This window comes from Amycolatopsis sp. NPDC058986, assembly GCF_042741125.1.
In the GTDB taxonomy this organism is placed as follows: Bacteria; Actinomycetota; Actinomycetes; order Mycobacteriales; family Pseudonocardiaceae; genus Amycolatopsis.
The window spans coordinates 32,369-47,346 of the sequence record NZ_JBHYJW010000053.1 but is presented as its reverse complement, the minus strand read 5'-3'; the positions used below and the strand labels follow the sequence as shown (position 1 = coordinate 47,346).

At 68.8% G+C, this 14,978-nt stretch carries 12 protein-coding genes; 3 read left to right on the top strand and 9 right to left on the bottom strand.

Annotation, left to right across the window (positions count from 1 at the left end; translation table 11 throughout):
- Positions 1–35: 35 nt before the first annotated feature.
- The 5 genes from ACFW0G_RS34800 to ACFW0G_RS34780 all read right to left on the bottom strand — a co-directional run bounded on the left by ACFW0G_RS34800 (position 36) and on the right by ACFW0G_RS34780 (position 5,380).
- On the bottom strand, positions 36–989 hold the full coding sequence (locus ACFW0G_RS34800) for a hypothetical protein (protein WP_378329723.1): 954 nt from the start codon (positions 987–989) through the stop codon (positions 36–38).
- 249 nt (positions 990–1,238) lie between these two features.
- Complete coding sequence (locus ACFW0G_RS34795) at positions 1,239–1,967, bottom strand: Clp protease N-terminal domain-containing protein (protein ID WP_378329722.1); 729 nt, start codon at positions 1,965–1,967, stop codon at positions 1,239–1,241.
- Positions 1,968–2,017: 50 nt separating this feature from the next.
- Positions 2,018–3,190, bottom strand: a complete 1,173-nt coding sequence (locus ACFW0G_RS34790; RefSeq protein ID WP_378329721.1) for a 4-hydroxybenzoate 3-monooxygenase — start codon at positions 3,188–3,190, stop codon at positions 2,018–2,020.
- Between the two features lie 22 nt (positions 3,191–3,212).
- Positions 3,213–4,445 carry an NAD(P)/FAD-dependent oxidoreductase gene (locus tag ACFW0G_RS34785; RefSeq protein ID WP_378329720.1) on the bottom strand — a complete coding sequence of 411 codons (1,233 nt, stop codon included), beginning with the start codon at positions 4,443–4,445 and terminating at the stop codon, positions 3,213–3,215.
- A gap of 137 nt (positions 4,446–4,582) precedes the next feature.
- Entirely contained in the window at positions 4,583–5,380 is a 798-nt protein-coding gene (locus ACFW0G_RS34780; protein ID WP_378329719.1) for an IclR family transcriptional regulator, read from the bottom strand.
- Between the two features lie 151 nt (positions 5,381–5,531).
- Between ACFW0G_RS34780 and ACFW0G_RS34775 the strand changes: the two genes are divergently transcribed.
- Positions 5,532–6,881 carry a nucleobase:cation symporter-2 family protein gene (locus tag ACFW0G_RS34775; protein ID WP_378329718.1) on the top strand — a complete coding sequence of 450 codons (1,350 nt, stop codon included), beginning with the start codon at positions 5,532–5,534 and terminating at the stop codon, positions 6,879–6,881.
- Here ACFW0G_RS34775 and ACFW0G_RS34770 read toward each other — a convergent pair.
- Both ACFW0G_RS34770 and ACFW0G_RS34765 read right to left on the bottom strand, forming a co-directional pair.
- The gene (locus ACFW0G_RS34770) at positions 6,878–8,821 is read right to left on the bottom strand and encodes an amino acid transporter (RefSeq protein WP_378329717.1); all 1,944 of its coding nucleotides are present in this window, start codon (positions 8,819–8,821) and stop codon (positions 6,878–6,880) included. The two genes, ACFW0G_RS34775 and ACFW0G_RS34770, sit on opposite strands and share 4 nt — an antisense overlap.
- 66 nt (positions 8,822–8,887) lie before the next feature.
- Complete coding sequence (locus ACFW0G_RS34765) at positions 8,888–9,409, bottom strand: hypothetical protein (RefSeq protein WP_378329716.1); 522 nt, start codon at positions 9,407–9,409, stop codon at positions 8,888–8,890.
- Positions 9,410–9,561: 152 nt separating this feature from the next.
- Between ACFW0G_RS34765 and ACFW0G_RS34760 the strand changes: the two genes are divergently transcribed.
- Together ACFW0G_RS34760 and ACFW0G_RS34755 are read left to right on the top strand one after the other, a co-directional pair.
- Positions 9,562–10,326 (top strand): rhomboid-like protein, encoded by a 765-nt coding sequence (locus ACFW0G_RS34760; protein WP_378329715.1) that lies wholly within the window; start codon positions 9,562–9,564, stop codon positions 10,324–10,326.
- 214 nt (positions 10,327–10,540) lie between these two features.
- Positions 10,541–13,294: an EAL domain-containing protein gene (locus tag ACFW0G_RS34755; protein ID WP_378329714.1), complete on the top strand. Its 2,754-nt coding sequence runs from the start codon at positions 10,541–10,543 to the stop codon at positions 13,292–13,294.
- Positions 13,295–13,306: 12 nt separating this feature from the next.
- Here the strand turns inward: ACFW0G_RS34755 and ACFW0G_RS34750 are convergent, their stop codons facing one another.
- Both ACFW0G_RS34750 and ACFW0G_RS34745 read right to left on the bottom strand, forming a co-directional pair.
- A complete protein-coding gene (locus ACFW0G_RS34750; protein ID WP_378329713.1) occupies positions 13,307–14,113 on the bottom strand; it encodes an NAD(P)H-binding protein in 807 nt (268 codons plus the stop codon).
- A gap of 19 nt (positions 14,114–14,132) precedes the next feature.
- Positions 14,133–14,963 carry an arylamine N-acetyltransferase gene (locus tag ACFW0G_RS34745; protein ID WP_378329712.1) on the bottom strand — a complete coding sequence of 277 codons (831 nt, stop codon included), beginning with the start codon at positions 14,961–14,963 and terminating at the stop codon, positions 14,133–14,135.
- Positions 14,964–14,978: the final 15 nt, after the last annotated feature.

Sequence of the window (14,978 nt, the reverse complement as noted above, 5' to 3'; positions counted from 1 at the left end):
GGTGCATCGAACGCACCTAGGGCGTCCCTCGGTGTTCAGGCGAGCACCCTGACGTTCGGACGTGGGCGAGCGGCGGCAGCACGATAAGCCGCTCGGAGTTCGGCGATCACAGCATCGGTATCCGTGCGCAGCCGCGCCGGCAGAGTCTGGAGCACGAGGACTCCCGCGGCGGCATAGCGACCGTTCCGAGCCAAAGTCCTGGCGTATCCCTCCGGATCTAGGTGATACGCGAATGAATCGATCTCCCACGCCAAGCCCACCTCATCGAACCAGGCATCCGGCTTGGCGATGATCACACCATTCCTGTCCAGCAGCCGGTGATTCCACAGTGGAGCCGGCAGTTCGCTCCGCTGCCACAACTGCTCGGCGTCGATCTCCGCAACCGACTCCGTGCCCGCCATCAACTCCGCGATAATCCTCCGTGGGATCGCGCTTCCCCGGCTGCTTCCCGCCTCGAGCTCACAGGAAAGCGCCGAGACCGAAGCAAAACCCCGTTGAACGCACTCCGAAAGCAATGCGCGAGCCGAACGCAGGTCGGACATCCGCCGTACGGTATCGAGAACCGCACGGGCGGCGGGCGCGACAGGCATGCCCGCGCGCTTGATCGGCCGTGGCATACGACGAGTGCGTTCGATGAGCACGAACCCGCTGCTCTGAACCTTGCAGCCATGTGGCGTGAGCACATGCACGGGCCCGCTGCCGGGGATCGAGCGCAGTCTGTGAGCACGACAGGCCTCGGAGCCGGTCACCACTGCTGCCGACCCCGCGTAGAGCTCCGCCGCGGCAAGCATTTGTTCCCGGCTCGGTGTTGTCTTGTACAGCGAGAGCACTCCGGGAAGGAGGCGCTGCCATGGACCATCGGGCCGGCAACGCCGATATGCGGTGTATCGCGGAACGCCCAGTTCCACCAACCTTTCCGCTCTGATGACGCCGTGTTTGCTGTTGTCGACGAGAAGCTCGGGGTCGACTCCCCACAACCCGCGTTTCATCACGCAATCGTGAGTCTCGAAGCCGGGGCGGCGCCACCGGCAGCTCCCGATCTGTGGACAACAGTGGCGGTTGTGGATAGATCCGAGGGACGCCCTCGGTGCATCCAGCGCAGCGAGGGACGCCCTTGGTGCATCGAACGCACCCAGGGCGTCCCTCGGTGTTCAGGCGAGCAGCGTCACCAGGGCCGCCGCGACCAGCACCACCCACCACCAGACCCGGGCTCTGCCCCAGCGCATGGCGGGCCGGGCTCATTCCGCGCGGGTGGCGAGGATTTCGGCGATGACTTCGAGGATCTTCGCCTCGACCTTGTCCTTCTTGACGCCGAGGCTGTCGAGGACCTCGAAGCCCACGCCTTCGCCCTGTTCGAGCAGGGCCAGCAGGATGTGCTCGGTACCGATGTAGTTGTGCCCGAGCCGCAGCCCCTCGCGCAGCGTCAGTTCGAGTGCTTTCTTGGACCCGGCGCCGAAGGGCACCTTGAACGGCACCGGGTCGACCGGTTCGGGCAGCCGTGCTTCGGCCGCCTCGCGGACGGCTTCGAGCTCGACACCCTGCGCCAGGATCGCGCTCGCCGCCAGCGCCGCGGGTTCCGAGAGCAGGCCGAGCACCAGGTGCACGGTCTCGATGCTGCCGTTCGACGCGTCGCTGGCGGCCTTTTCGGCGGCCACGATCACGTGCCGCGCGCGGTCGGTGTAGCGGCCGAAGACGTTCTGGATCTTGCCGCCGCCGGTGTCGTCCTTCGGCACGAAGCGCTTTTGCGCGGCCTGCTTCGTGACCCCCATGCTCTTGCCGATGTCGGTCCACGAGGCACCGGACCGCCGGGCCTGGTCGACGAAGTGGCCGATCAGGTGGTCGGCCACTTCGCCGAGGTGCTCGCCCACGTAGACCGCGTCGGACAGCTGGGCGAGGACGTCCTTGTCGTTGTTGCTCTTGATCGCGCTGATCAGGTCGTCGAGTTTGATCGGAGTGGGTAACGTCATGCCGTCAACTGTAGGTTGACGATCCGGGGTCGTCAACTACAGGTTGACGATCATGCGAAAGGCAGGCCGACGTAGTTCTCGGCGAGACTGGTCGCCGCGGCACGCGAGGACGCGGTGTACCGCAGCTGCGAGAGCTGCAGCCGCCGTGCGAAGCCGTCGGCATGCGGGTCGGTGTGCAGCATGGTCGTCATGAACCAGGAGAAGTGCTCCGCGCGCCACACCCGCCGCAGGCAAGTGTCCGAATAGGACTCGGCGAGTTCCGGGTCGCCCTTCAGCAACGCCTTGAGCACACGGGAAAGCACTCGCACGTCGGCGACCGCGAGGTTCATCCCCTTGGCCCCGGTCGGCGGGACGATGTGCGCGGCGTCGCCCGCGAGGAACAGCCGCCCGTGCCTCATCGGCTCGGCGACGAAACTCCGCATCGGGGTGATGCCCTTGTCCAGGATCGGACCTTCCCGCAGCACGAAGTCGCTGTCGACGTCGAGCCGGGTCGTCAGCTCGGACCAGATCCGGTCGTCGGACCACTCGGCCAGGTCCTCGGCCGGATCGACCTGGAGGTACAGCCGGGTGATCTCGGGCGACCGCATGCTGTGCAGCGCGAAACCCCGCTCGTGGTGGGCGTAGATCAGTTCCTCGTCCGAGGGCGGCGTCCGCGCGAGAACACCCAACCAGGCAAAGGGGTATTCCCGGGTGAACGTCGTCATGACACCGTCCGGAATGGACGGACGACTGATGCCGTGGAACCCGTCGCAGCCCGCGACGACGTCACATTCAAGCGTGCGCGCGACGCCGTTCACATCGCGGTAACGGACCACCGGACTTTCGGTGTCCACACCGGACAATTCCACATCGGACACTTCGAATTCGACGGGAAGCCCGCGTTCCTCGTGCGCGTCGATGAGATCCTTGACGATCTCCTGCTGCCCGTAGACGGTGATCGCCTTCCCGGTCAGCTCGGTGAGCGCCACCCGATGGTCGGCGCGGTCGAAGCGTAGCGAGAAACCCTCGTGGGGCAAGCCTTCGACGTCCAGCCGAGCGCCGAGCCCGATTTCGCGGAGCAGCTCGACGGTCGGCTGTTCGCACACCCCGGCACGCACACGCTGCCGGACGTACTCGCGATCGCGAGCCTCCAGCACGACGGCATCGATCCCCTCCAGATGGAGCAGATAGGACAACAGCAGTCCGGCGGGGCCGGCACCGATGACGGCGACCTGGGTGCGCAAAGACGTTACCTCCTGGTACTTCTCAAGCCGCGGACAGCGACTTCACATGAGCCTTGAGATCGAACCCGCTCGCTTCGAGATCCACATAAGACGGACGAGGCAAAGCGGTGAACAAGCGACGCGCGGCGATGTGCACCGGCGGCTGGTTCACCGATTCGACAGCGATCAGCACACCGTCGCGAAAGGACAGTATGGAGAACTTCCCCGCCGCCCGGTCGCCGGTGAGCACGGTCTTGTCGGCGTCGGCGAGAATTCCCGCGATCTGGAGCTTCGCGCCCGACTGGTCCGTCCAGAACCACGGCAGGCTGTCGTAGGGCAGTTCCTCCCCCGCGATCACCGTCGCGACGCAGCGCCCCTGGTCGACGGCGTTCTGCACGGATTCGAGCCGCGTCGCCGCCGTTCCCGCCTGCACGCAAGGAAAGTTCGCGCAGTCGCCGATGGCGAAGATCTTCTCGTCACCGGTGCGCAGCCGCGCGTCAACGACGATCCCGTTGGCCACCTCGAGCCCGGCCGCTTCGGCGAGCGACGTCTCCGGCAGCACGCCGACGGCGACCACCGCGAGGTCGGCAGGCAACCGCCTGCCGTCGGTCAGCTCGACCGACTCGACGCGGTCCGTGCCGTGCAGCGCCGCGACACCGACGCCCAGGAGCACGGTGTGCCCGGATTTCTCGTGCAGTTCGGCGAAATACGCGGAGATCTCGGGCGACGCGACCCTGGCGAGCAAGCGATCCTGCGCCTCGACGATCGTCACCGGCCGCCCCGCGTGCGCGGCGAATTCGAGACCGATGAACCCGCCGCCGATCACGACGACGTTCTCCGCCCGCTCGAGTTCGTCACGCAGCCGGTCGGCGTCGTCGCGCGTACGCAACGTCAGCACGCCCGCGAGGTCCGCGCCCGGCACGGGCAGCCTGCGGTTCCGCGCGCCGGTGGCCAGCACCAGATGGTCGTAGCCGAGCGAGCTTCCGTCGTCGAGAACGACGCGGGAGCCGGCGCGGTCCACTTCGGTGACACGCCCGCACACCAGCTCGATGTCCTTCTCCGCGAAGAAGTCCTCTGGCCGCAGCCGCAACTGCTCCGGCCCGGCGACACCCGTCAGATACGCCTTCGACAGCGGCGGCCGCTGGTACGGCACGCCGGACTCGTCGCCGACGAGCACCACGCGACCGGGAAAACCCTTGTCCCGCAAGGAAGCCGCGGCCTGGAAACCGCTCTGCCCCGCCCCGGCCACGACGACCGTGGACTGCTCCGAACCCATCATTTCTCCCGTCTGCTCAGCCGCACCAGAACCCATCTGAGCACATCGGGCTGGAGCCGTCGAGGCACGCGGGAACGCCCTCAGCTTGCGACAGCGCACGGGCTCGACGCAGCGGGACTTCCACTGAGCGGAAGCCTTCAGTACGTCTCGCGGCGAGCGTCCCCCGACATCCGCAGCGCCCTCGGCGCACCGAGAACTCGCGAGATCCCGCGCGCGGCGGCCACCACCGCGGGCACGAGCGTGTGCGGATCGGTGCCCTCGGCGGGGACGACCACCGAGATCGACGCCACCACCGCGTCGTCCTGCCCGTACACGGGCGCGGCGACGGACACCGCGTCCAGGTCGATCTGCCGGTCGCTGATCGCGTAGCCGTCACGCCGGACGTCGGCGAGCGCGCGACGCAGCCGGTCCGCGGAGGCGATCGTGTTCGCGGTGTACCGCTTGAGCGGCGCCGCGAGCACTTCCTCCTGGACGTCCGCGGGCGCGAACGCGAGCAGCACCAGGCCCACGCCGGTGGCGTGCACCGGAAGCCGCCCGCCGGGACGGGACCGGACACCGACCGCGCCACGGCCGGAGATGCGCTCGACGTACACGACCTCCGGAACGTCGAGCACCGCGAGCTGCACGTTCTGGTGCGTCGCTTCGTACAGGTCCTCGAGGAACGGCATGGCGCTTTCGCGCAGTTCGGCGTCGTGCGGGGCGAGCGAAGCGACCTCCCACAGCCACAGCCCGACGCGGAACCGCCCGTCCTCGTCACGGGCGAGTGCGCCCCGCCGGACGAGTTCCCCGGCGATCCGGTGAGTGGTGGACAGCGGCAGACCAGCTCGGCGACTCAGCTCCGACAACGTGAGTTCCGGCCGCTCGGCGGTGAACGCGCCCAGCACGTCGAGCACGCGCTCCACCACCGAAGGGGGCTGTCGCGCGTTGTGCCGCATGCGGATATTCAAGCGTATCGGCGCGTGCCCCGGCGGACCGTCCAAGCGGGACATTCGGCTGCCCGCTATAACACCGATGACACCTCAGGGCATTGCTAGCGTCATCCCCGCCGCGTTTGCTGTGGGCTCGCGCGTGTCTGAAGGGACGACCATGACGAAATCCGCGACCCATCCGGTCGATCAAGGGCTCCCTGCTGGGCGGCTGACGCTGCTCGGGCTGCAGCACATGTCGATCATGTACGCCGGTTCGGTCGCCGTGCCGCTGATCGTCGGCGGCGCGCTGAAGCTCGACACCGCGACGATCGCGCTGCTGGTCAACGCCGATCTGCTGGTGGCGGGGATCGCAACGCTGGTGCAGGCGATCGGGATCGGCCGCGTCCTCGGCATCCGGCTGCCGGTGGTGGCAGGCGCGACGTTCAGCGTGGTCAACCCGATGATCATGATCGCCGCGCAGTACGGGCTCACCGCGGTGTACGGCGCGATGCTCGCGTCCGGGGTGTTCGGGATCCTCATCGCGCGGCCGTTCGCCAGGATGATCCGCTTCTTCCCGCCGCTGGTGTCCGGGACGCTGCTGCTGGTGATCGGGGTTTCGCTGGTCGGCCCCGGCGCCGGGATGATCGCGGGCCACGACACGGAGTCGCCCGACTACGCGAAACCGTCGAACATCCTGCTCGCGCTCGGCGTGATCGCCGTCGTCGTGCTGTTCACCCGCGTGCTGCGCGGGTTCGCGAACCAGATCGGCCCGCTGATGGCGCTCGCGCTCGGGTTCGTCGTGGCGATTCCGATGGGCCTGACGCACTTCGACGGCATCGCGCAGGCGAGCTGGTTCGGCCTCGCGACGCCGTTCCACTTCGGCGCGCCGACGTTCCCGGTCGCCGCGGTGCTGTCGATGTGCGTGGTGATGCTGGTGACGCTCACCGAGTCGACCGCCGACATGGTGGCCGTCGGCGAGATCACCGGACGACGTCCCAGCGACGCCGACCTCGCCCGCGGCCTGGCCACCGACGGCCTGTCCGCGGTGCTCGGCGGGTTCATGAACTCCTTCCCCGACACCGTCTTCGCGCAGAACGTCGGGCTGGTGCAGATGACCGGGGTGCGCAGCCGCTGGGTCGCGGCGGTCACCGGTGGGCTGCTGGTGGTGATGGGGCTGATCCCGAAGGTCGGCGCGTTCGTCGCGGCGATCCCCGAGCCGGTGATCGGTGCGGTCGCGGTCGTGATGTTCGCGATGGTGGCGGCGGTCGGTGTGCAGAACCTGCGCAAGGTCGAATTCTCCGGCAACCACAACACGTTCGTCGTCGCCGTGGCGCTCGGCGTCGGGCTGCTGCCCGCGTTCGCGCTCGACCACCTCGGGAACTCGATCTTCTTCAGGCACTTCCCGGCGTGGCTGCAGACGATCTGCGGCAGCCCGATCACGGTGACCGCGATCGTCGTGTTCGGCCTGAACCTGCTGTTCAACCACCTCGGCAAGCGCACCGACCCCGACCTGCTCAAGGCGCCCTAACCGACGTGGACCAGCGGGCGGCGGTGCTGGTCCGGTTCCGCCCGGCGCAGCACCTCGCGGGTGACCGGCGGGACGTCGCCGTCGCCGAAGAACAGGTACCGCCCGATGAACTTGAACGGGTTGCCCTCGGTCCAGGCGAAGTAGACGTGTGGCCGTTTCCCGGTCTCGTCGCGGATGTGCAGCAGGATGGCCGCGATGGCGTTCGCGATGGACGGGCTCTTCACCCGCAGGATGCGGTAGCCGTACCGTTTCTCGCCACGCACCCGCAGCGTCGTCTCGAAGTCCGAGGCGTCGCTGATGGTCACTTCGAGGAAGATCAGCGCCGAGTCGTTCGGGATGTTGTTGTCCTCGCGGGCTTCCTGCTCCTTCTCGCGGTACTCGGTTTCGTCTCGCGCGTCCGGTTCGTTGGCGATGATCCGGATTTCGCCGCTGCGCACCGCCTTGTCGAGGATCCGCTGGGCGGCGGCGTCGAAGGCGACCTCCTCGACCCGCAGTTCCAGTGACCGGGTCGCACGCGAGATCAACGACGTCAGCACGATCGCGACGATGAAGAAGCCCGCGATCTTCACGCCGTCGGGACGTTCGATGATGTTGACGACGGTCGTGTAGGCGAAGATGACCGTGATCGCCAGGTACGCGATGAACGCCTTCTTCTGACCCGCGCGCCGCGCGGACAGTGTCACCGCGACAGCGGCCGACGAGATCAGGACCAGCACACCGGTCGCGTACGCACCGCCCTGCGCCTCCACGCTCGCGTCGAAGATCCAGGTGATGACGAACGCGATGACGCTGACGACGATCACCAGCGGCCTGCTCGCGCGGGCCCAGTCCGGCGCCATGCCGTAGCGCGGCAGATAGCGCGGCACGATGTTGAGCAGCCCGGCCATCGCCGAGGCGCCGGCGAACCACAGGATCGCGATCGTGCTGATGTCGTAGAACGTGCCGAAGACGTCGCCGAGGTAGCTGTGCGCGAGGAAGGCCAGCGCGCGGCCGTTCGCCTGGCCACCGGCCTCGAACTGGTGCTGCGGGATCAGCACGGTGGTCGCGAAGCTGCTGGTGATCAGGAACGCGCTCATGATCAGCGCGGCGGTGACCAGCAGGCGGCGAGCATTGCGAATGCGCCCCGCGGGCTCGGCGTGTGTGTCGTCCGGCAAGCCCTTGACCAGCGGCATCACCGATACACCGGTCTCGAAACCGGACAGGCCGAGCGCCAGCTTCGGGAACACGATCAGCGCGACGCCGATCATGAGCCACGGGTTCGGATGCTTCGAGACCAGCAGGTCCTGCCAGCTCACGATCAGGTCCGGGGCGGCGAAGACGTGCCACAGCGAGACGGCGACCACGACGACGTTGAGCGTCAGGTAGACGCCGACGAGCGTCACCGCGACGCCGATCGCCTCGGCGAACCCCTTGAGGAACACCCCGCCCAGCAACGCGATGAGCAACGTGGTGATCAGGACTTCCTTGCCGTGGAAGAAGGACGGGACGAACGGGTTCTCCGTGACGTGCGCGGTGGCGTCCGCGGCCGAGAGCGTGATGGTGATGACGAAGTCCGTGGCGACGAAGCCGAGCAGCACCAGCACGAGCAGCTTGCCGCTCCACCACGACAGCAGCTTCTCCAGCATCGCGATCGAGCCCTGGCCGTGCGGGCTCTCCTTCGCGACCCGGCGATAGATCGGCAGCGCGCCGCCGAGCGTCAGCAGCACCAGCACGATCGTGGCGAGCGGCGACAGCACTCCCGCGGCCAGCGCGGCGATTCCCGGTTGGTAACCGAGCGTGGAGAAATAGTCCACACCGGTCAGGCACATGACCTTCCACCACGGATGTTCGTGGCTCTTGGCCGTCTCGCGTTTATCGCCCTTGAGCTGCTGAGCCCGCTTGGGCGAGCCCTCCAGCAGCCAAGCACGCGCGCGCGAGCCTGGCCGCGTTTCCACTGTCACCGTCCGTGTCCTCCCGATAGGCACGCGGCGGTTTCCCCGCGTCAAGATCCCATCATGGCCACACGTTCAGCAGAACGGCCACAGGATGGGGCAGGGCTCCGATGTGCGTGTCGTGGGCGTCGTGGTGTGAGGTGGCGTGGGCGGCGGAGTCGTCGAACCGGTGGTCCTCGGCGGCGGGTCGTCCCGGGGTGTCGTCCCCGCGGTCGTCGGCCAGGGCGTGGTCGCTCCGGTCCAGGTCGTGGTACCGCTGCTGGTCGTCCCGGACGTGCTGGTCCGCGAACTCGCCGACGTCGTGTCGACCGTCCCGCCACCGGTACCGCCCTCGGTGGTTTCGGGTGTGTTGCTCTCGTCCGCACCGCCCGCTCCCGACGTCCGATGCGGCATGTCGATGACGCCGATCTGGTCGTCTTTCTTGGCGTTGTCGTGCCTCGGGCCGTTGAACGCGACGAGGACCGCCGCCGTGCCGCAGCCGATGACGACGGCGAGCATGACCGCGACGACGCGCCAGCGCGATCGGGGCGGTGGGGGAACGCGTTCGCCCCAGCCCTCGCGTTCGAGCAGCTCGGTTACCGAAACCTCGTGCTTCACCCCGGGGCCCCTCCACCATGAATGTGGTGGTCTTCCTACCGGAAAAAGCACCCGAATGGGTGAGTATTGCCGAAAATTATCACTTCGGATCGTGATCATCGGCCCGGTTCGATCACAGCTGATTCACAGCTGGCCGTAGGAATCCTCCCAGGATGACCCGCGACGCTGGATCCATGCTGATGCGCGCCGGACGGCCGGTCTCCGCCCGCGTCGGCTTACGTACCCTCGTCCGGCTCGTCCCGACACCCCGCTCGACGCCGTTCACCTTCGGCTACCTGGTGGTCCTGCTCGGCACCACGCTGCTGGTCAGGTTCGGCGAGCCGAAGGTGATCGGGAAACTTCTCGCCCTTTCCAGCACCGACGCGCACAACCTCTGGCGCCGTCCGCTGGTTTCGCTGTTCGCCAGCGCGCTGTGGCTTTCCGACGGCGGGTGGCTCGCCTACGCGGCCATCTTCGCCGTCGCCGTCGCCCCGCTGGAACGCCGGTTCGGGGCGGGACGCACCGCGATCGTGTTCTTCAGCGGCCATGTCCTGGCCACGCTGGCCACCGAGCTGCCGGTGCTGGCGCTCATCCAGAGCGGGGCACTGCCGTCGTCGGCCGGGCGCTGGCTCGACATCGGGGTCAGCTACGGATTCTTCACCACGGCGGGCGCGCTGGTGTTCCTGTGCCGCGGGCGGTTGCGGATCGCGGCGCTGGTGGCGATGGAGCTGTTCCTGGTCGCCGTCTACGTCACCGACGCCCCGGCGAGCCTGGACTCGGTCGTCACGCTGCTCGGCCACGCCATCGCCGCGCACTTCGGGCTGCTGTTCTGGGGCCGTGGGCTCAGCGCGCCACCACCACCGCCTCCGGCACCGCCCGGCGAAGGCGCTCCCGAACCGCTCCTGCCCACATCGGACCAGTTGGTGGCCGCTCGCTGACGAAAACCGGGCAAACACACCGGTGGCGACCAAAGTCCGGAAGCGGAATCCCATGGATATACACCGGGATCGGTCGGTGGTGTAATCGACGGGCCACAGCGCTAGTAGATACCAAACCGACCGAAAGTAAGCGGTTCAGGCATGTCGACAGGTTTCCCGGGCCTGCTTGCTTTCCGTCTCGTTGGTATGCCGACCAGGGGAGACCGGACACACTATGGAGGCAGACTCACGCGGGGTGACCGCCATGGGTGAGCCGGCGGTCCCCACCGCGAGGAGCGGAGCCGGGCACGACCTGATCGCCGATCTGGTCGCCGCCGCCGGCTCCGGGGTGATCTTCTCCCTCGACCTCGCCGCGTCCACCCTGACCTGGATGCCGGGGCTCGACGCGGTGCTGGGGATGGCAGGCGCGACTGCGGACGACCTCTGTGGACGGCTGACCAGGCTGCTCGACCCGCTCGCCGCCAGCATCGGGAACGCGCCGCCGGGCCGGGACTTCGAACTGGAGCAGTCGATCGAGACCGCGGGCGATCGGCCGTGCCGGGTCCGGCTGCGCGTGCGCACGGTCGGCCACGACGACCGGACCGCGGGTCTGCTCGGCGTCGCGTGCGCGGTCGCCGACGACCGCACGGCGGGTGCGGACCTGGCCGATCTCGCCGAGCGCTATCGCGTCATGGTGGAGCTGAGCCCCGACGCGATCTGCGTCCACGAGGACGGCGTCGTCACCTACGCCAACCGCGCCGCGCTCGACCTGCTCGGCGCGGACGACACCAAACAGCTCGTAGGGCGGCCGTTCACCGACTTCGTCGCCGAGGAACCCCGCGACGCGCCGGCGTCCGGGCCCGCGGCGACGACCGATCCGGTGGAGGCGGTGCTGAAACGTCTCGACGGCAGCACGGTCTCGGCCGAGCTCGTTTCGGTGCGTACCCACAGCGCGGGAAAGCCCGCCTTCCAGGTCGTCATCCGCGACATCACCGCACGCAAGGCCGCCGCCGAGGCACTGCGCTGCCGGGCCGCACTGGTGAGCCGTGTCAGCGACGCGATCATCACCACCACGCCGCACGGCGTCGTGACCAGCTGGAACCCGGCGGCCGAGGCGGTATACGGCTGGACAGCGGACGAAGCGCTCGGCAGACCCGTGACCGAGGTCGTCGGGGCACCGACGGACCTGGCGGAGCTGTGCCGGTCCGGCGGGCTGGCCGAGGCGACGCACCGGCGCCGTGACGGCGCGACCCTCGCTGTGCGGGTGTCCGCGGCCGAGCTGGCCGGGAGCTACGTGCTGGTCTGCGCGGACGAAACCGAGCGGCGGCGGGCGGAACAGCACTACCGCACGGTGGTCGCCGCGCTCGACGAAGGCGTGCTGGTGACCGGGCCGGACGGGCTGGTCGAGTCGGTGAACCCGGCGGGCTGCCGCATCCTCGGCATCGCCGCGGCCGACCTCGTCGGCCTGCCGTCCCACACCCTCGAACTGTTCGACGAGGACGGGGCCCGCATCTCCGCCGAGGACACGCCGTCGGTACGCACGCTGCGAACCGGGGTCACCCAGAACGGCAAGGTGGTGCGGCTGCGCAGGCCGGACGGCAAGGACGTCTGGGTGTCGCTGACCTCGCGGCTGCTCAGCCCCGAGGACCCGGCGCGGATGTCGGTGGTCACGTCGTTCACCGACATCACCGAGCGGCGCGCGATCAGCGCCCGGCTCGCGCACGACGCCACGCACGATCCGCTGACCCGGCTGGCGAACCGGACGCTGGTGCTCGACCGGCTCGACCGCCGCGCCCACGACCGGCCGACGTCGGTGCTGTTCCTGGACCTGGACAAGTTCAAGGTCATCAACGATTCGCTCGGGCACTCGGTCGGTGACCAGGTCCTGCGCATCGTCGGCGAACGGCTGCGGCGGTGCACCGGCGGCGACACCGTCGTCGGGCGGCTCGGCGGCGACGAGTTCGTGCTGGTCACCGGTGAGGTGACCGGCCACGACGAGGTCCGCGCGCTGGCCGAGCACGTGCGCGCGGTGCTGAGTGAGCCGATCGGCGTGCACGGCAGGCAGCTGCACCTCGACGCCAGCATCGGCGTCGTGCTCGCGGCCGGTGACGACCGGCGCAGCGCCGAGGACCTGCTGCGCGACGCCGACGTGGCGATGTACCAGGCCAAGACGCTCGGCCGCGGCCGGTACGAGTTCTTCGACGTCGCGCTCCGCGAGCGGTTGCAGCGGCGGCTGCGAATGGAACAGGACCTGCGGGACGCGGTACAGAACGGCCAGCTGTGGCCGGCGTACCAGCCGGTGGTCGATCTGCGATCCGGCGAGATGGTCGCGGTCGAGGCGCTGCTGCGCTGGACGCATCCCACCCACGGCGCGATCCCGCCCGGCGAGTTCATCCCGCTCGCCGAAGAGAGCGAGCTGATCAACGTCATCGGCAAGCACGTCCTGAAGGCCACCACCCGCGAACTGGCCGGGCGGCGCTCGGCGCAAGGTCTGGACCTCCATCTCAAGGTGAACCTTTCGGTACGCCAGCTCGACGACCCGCACCTGGTGGCCGCGGTGCAGGACACCCTGCGCGCGACCGGACTGCCGCCCAGTGCGTTGTGCCTGGAGGTCACCGAAAGCGCGCTGATGCGGGACCACACCGCGGCCGCCGAAGTGCTGACCTCGCTGCGTGAACTGGGTGTGCTGCTCGCGATCGACGACTTCGGCACCGGCTACTCGTCACTGGCCCAGCTGCGGCGGCTGACCCTGGACACGCTCAAGATCGACCGCTCGTTCATCACCGGCATCGCCGAATCCCGCGACGCGGCGGCGATCGTGGCCAGCATCATCGCGATGGCACACGCCGTCGGCCTGACCGTGGTGGCCGAGGGCGTCGAGACCGCCGACCAGCTGGACCTCCTGCGCGAACTGGGCTGCGATCAGGCGCAGGGTTACCACCTCGGCAGGCCCAGCGCGGCCACCGAACTGTTCGGCGCCGCGCGGTGAACCCGTTGGCGCTCAAGCGAAATCGGCAGTGTGCGCGGCGGCCCACTCGGCGAACGTCGTGCCGGGACGGCCGGTGATCTCCTCGACCGAGCCGGTCGGGAGCCGCGGGTTCTCGGTGAACCCGCGAAGCACGGTGTCGACGTACCAAGCGGCGGTGTCCCCCATCGACGGCGTGAGCGCCTCGACCGTTTCCTCCGGCGAGACGCGGAGAAACGGGATCTCCCGCCCCAGCGCGACACCGAGCTGCCGGACGAGTTCGGCGCGGGTCAGTGTTTCCGGCCCGCCCATCGGGTAGGCCTTGCCGACGTGCCCGTCCCCCAGCAACGCCGTCGCCGCGACCCTGGCGATGTCGTCCATCGCGATCGGTGCGCTCGCGGTGTCCGGGTAGGGCTCCCGGACCGCGCCGGTCCGCCGGATCTGCTCGGCCCACATCGTCGAGTTCTCCATGAAGTCGGCGGGCCACAGGTGTGTCCAGTCGAGCCCGCTGGCTTCGACCGCCCTGGTCACGTCGCCCCACCAGCTTTCCGGCTCACCGGAGAGGTCGACGACGTGCCGGACACCTGCGTCACGCGCCAGCTTCAGCACTTCGACGACCGTGTCCGGTGTCGGCGCCAGGTACACGCTGTCGACGCCCTCGAACGCCGCGGGCAGCGTCTCGACCCGTCGCAGGTAGCCCTCCGCCACCTCGACGCCTTCGGGCAAAGCAGCCTTGCGCGGATTGTTCGTCAGCGCACGGATCTGTGGTGCCCCCATCCCCAGTAAGTGATCGACGACCTTGCGTCCGATGTTCGCGGTGGCTCCGGTGACCAGAATCGTCATGACTCCACTGTGCCAGCGGTCAGTACCGTTCGAGCAGTGCTGCCAGCTCCTCCGGCGTCAGCTCGACGTCGAGCTGACGCAGGGCTTCCCCGAGTTCGCCGGGAGCCACCTCGGTTTTCTCCTCCGTGCCGTCGGGACGCCGGACGGTGAGTTCGTGGCCGACCAGCTGCCTGCTCAGGCCCGGCTCCAGCCGCATCACCACGAGCTGCCCGGTGAACGGCGAGCGCGGGTGCGTGGACGTGTAGTGGTGGTACACCTCGTAGTCGATCGGGCTGCTCGGGTTCGGCGTGAACGCGTGCAGGTCCTCCCACTCGTCGCCCTGTTGCTTCTGCAGCGTCCACCAGCCCTCGCGATGTGTGAGCCGGTGCGGCCAGCCCGCCTGGTCGACGACAGCGCCGTCGACCAGCGGCATCGGCTGCAGCATCCCCGCGCCGAACCCGACGTCGACGAGGTGCCACACGCCCTCGGCCTCGACGAGCAGCGACATGTGCGTGTACGGCCCCGGTCGCCGCGGCTGCACGCGCGCCACGATCCGGCGCACCCGGAAGCCGAGGCGTTCGGCGGCTGCGGCGAAGAGGTGGGCGTGCTCGTAGCAGTAGCCGCCACGCTTCTTGCCGACGAGTTTCTCCTGGACGACGTCGAGCGAGATCCCGCGGTGCTGCTCCAACAGGACGTCGACGTTCTCGAACGGGATGGCGAGGACGTGCGCCGTCGCGAGGTCCCGCAGGGCCCGCGCGGTCGGCTTCGCGGGCCGCTCGATTCCCAGCCGCGCGAGGTAGGCGTCGACGTCGACCGTGTCGATGTGCCAGTCGACCGCTGCTTCCGTTGACTGCTCGGCAAGTGTGCTCATGCTTCTACTCTCATA

Coding starts and splice junctions, on each gene's coding strand:
- ACFW0G_RS34800 (WP_378329723.1), bottom strand. CDS start 989: ATGAAACGCGGGTTGTGGGGAGTCGACCCCGAGCTTCTCGTCGACAAC.
- ACFW0G_RS34795 (WP_378329722.1), bottom strand. CDS start 1,967: ATGACGTTACCCACTCCGATCAAACTCGACGACCTGATCAGCGCGATC.
- ACFW0G_RS34785 (WP_378329720.1), bottom strand. CDS start 4,445: ATGGGTTCGGAGCAGTCCACGGTCGTCGTGGCCGGGGCGGGGCAGAGC.
- ACFW0G_RS34780 (WP_378329719.1), bottom strand. CDS start 5,380: ATGCGGCACAACGCGCGACAGCCCCCTTCGGTGGTGGAGCGCGTGCTC.
- ACFW0G_RS34775 (WP_378329718.1), top strand. CDS start 5,532: ATGACGAAATCCGCGACCCATCCGGTCGATCAAGGGCTCCCTGCTGGG.
- ACFW0G_RS34760 (WP_378329715.1), top strand. CDS start 9,562: ATGACCCGCGACGCTGGATCCATGCTGATGCGCGCCGGACGGCCGGTC.
- ACFW0G_RS34755 (WP_378329714.1), top strand. CDS start 10,541: ATGGAGGCAGACTCACGCGGGGTGACCGCCATGGGTGAGCCGGCGGTC.
- ACFW0G_RS34750 (WP_378329713.1), bottom strand. CDS start 14,113: ATGACGATTCTGGTCACCGGAGCCACCGCGAACATCGGACGCAAGGTC.
- ACFW0G_RS34745 (WP_378329712.1), bottom strand. CDS start 14,963: ATGAGCACACTTGCCGAGCAGTCAACGGAAGCAGCGGTCGACTGGCAC.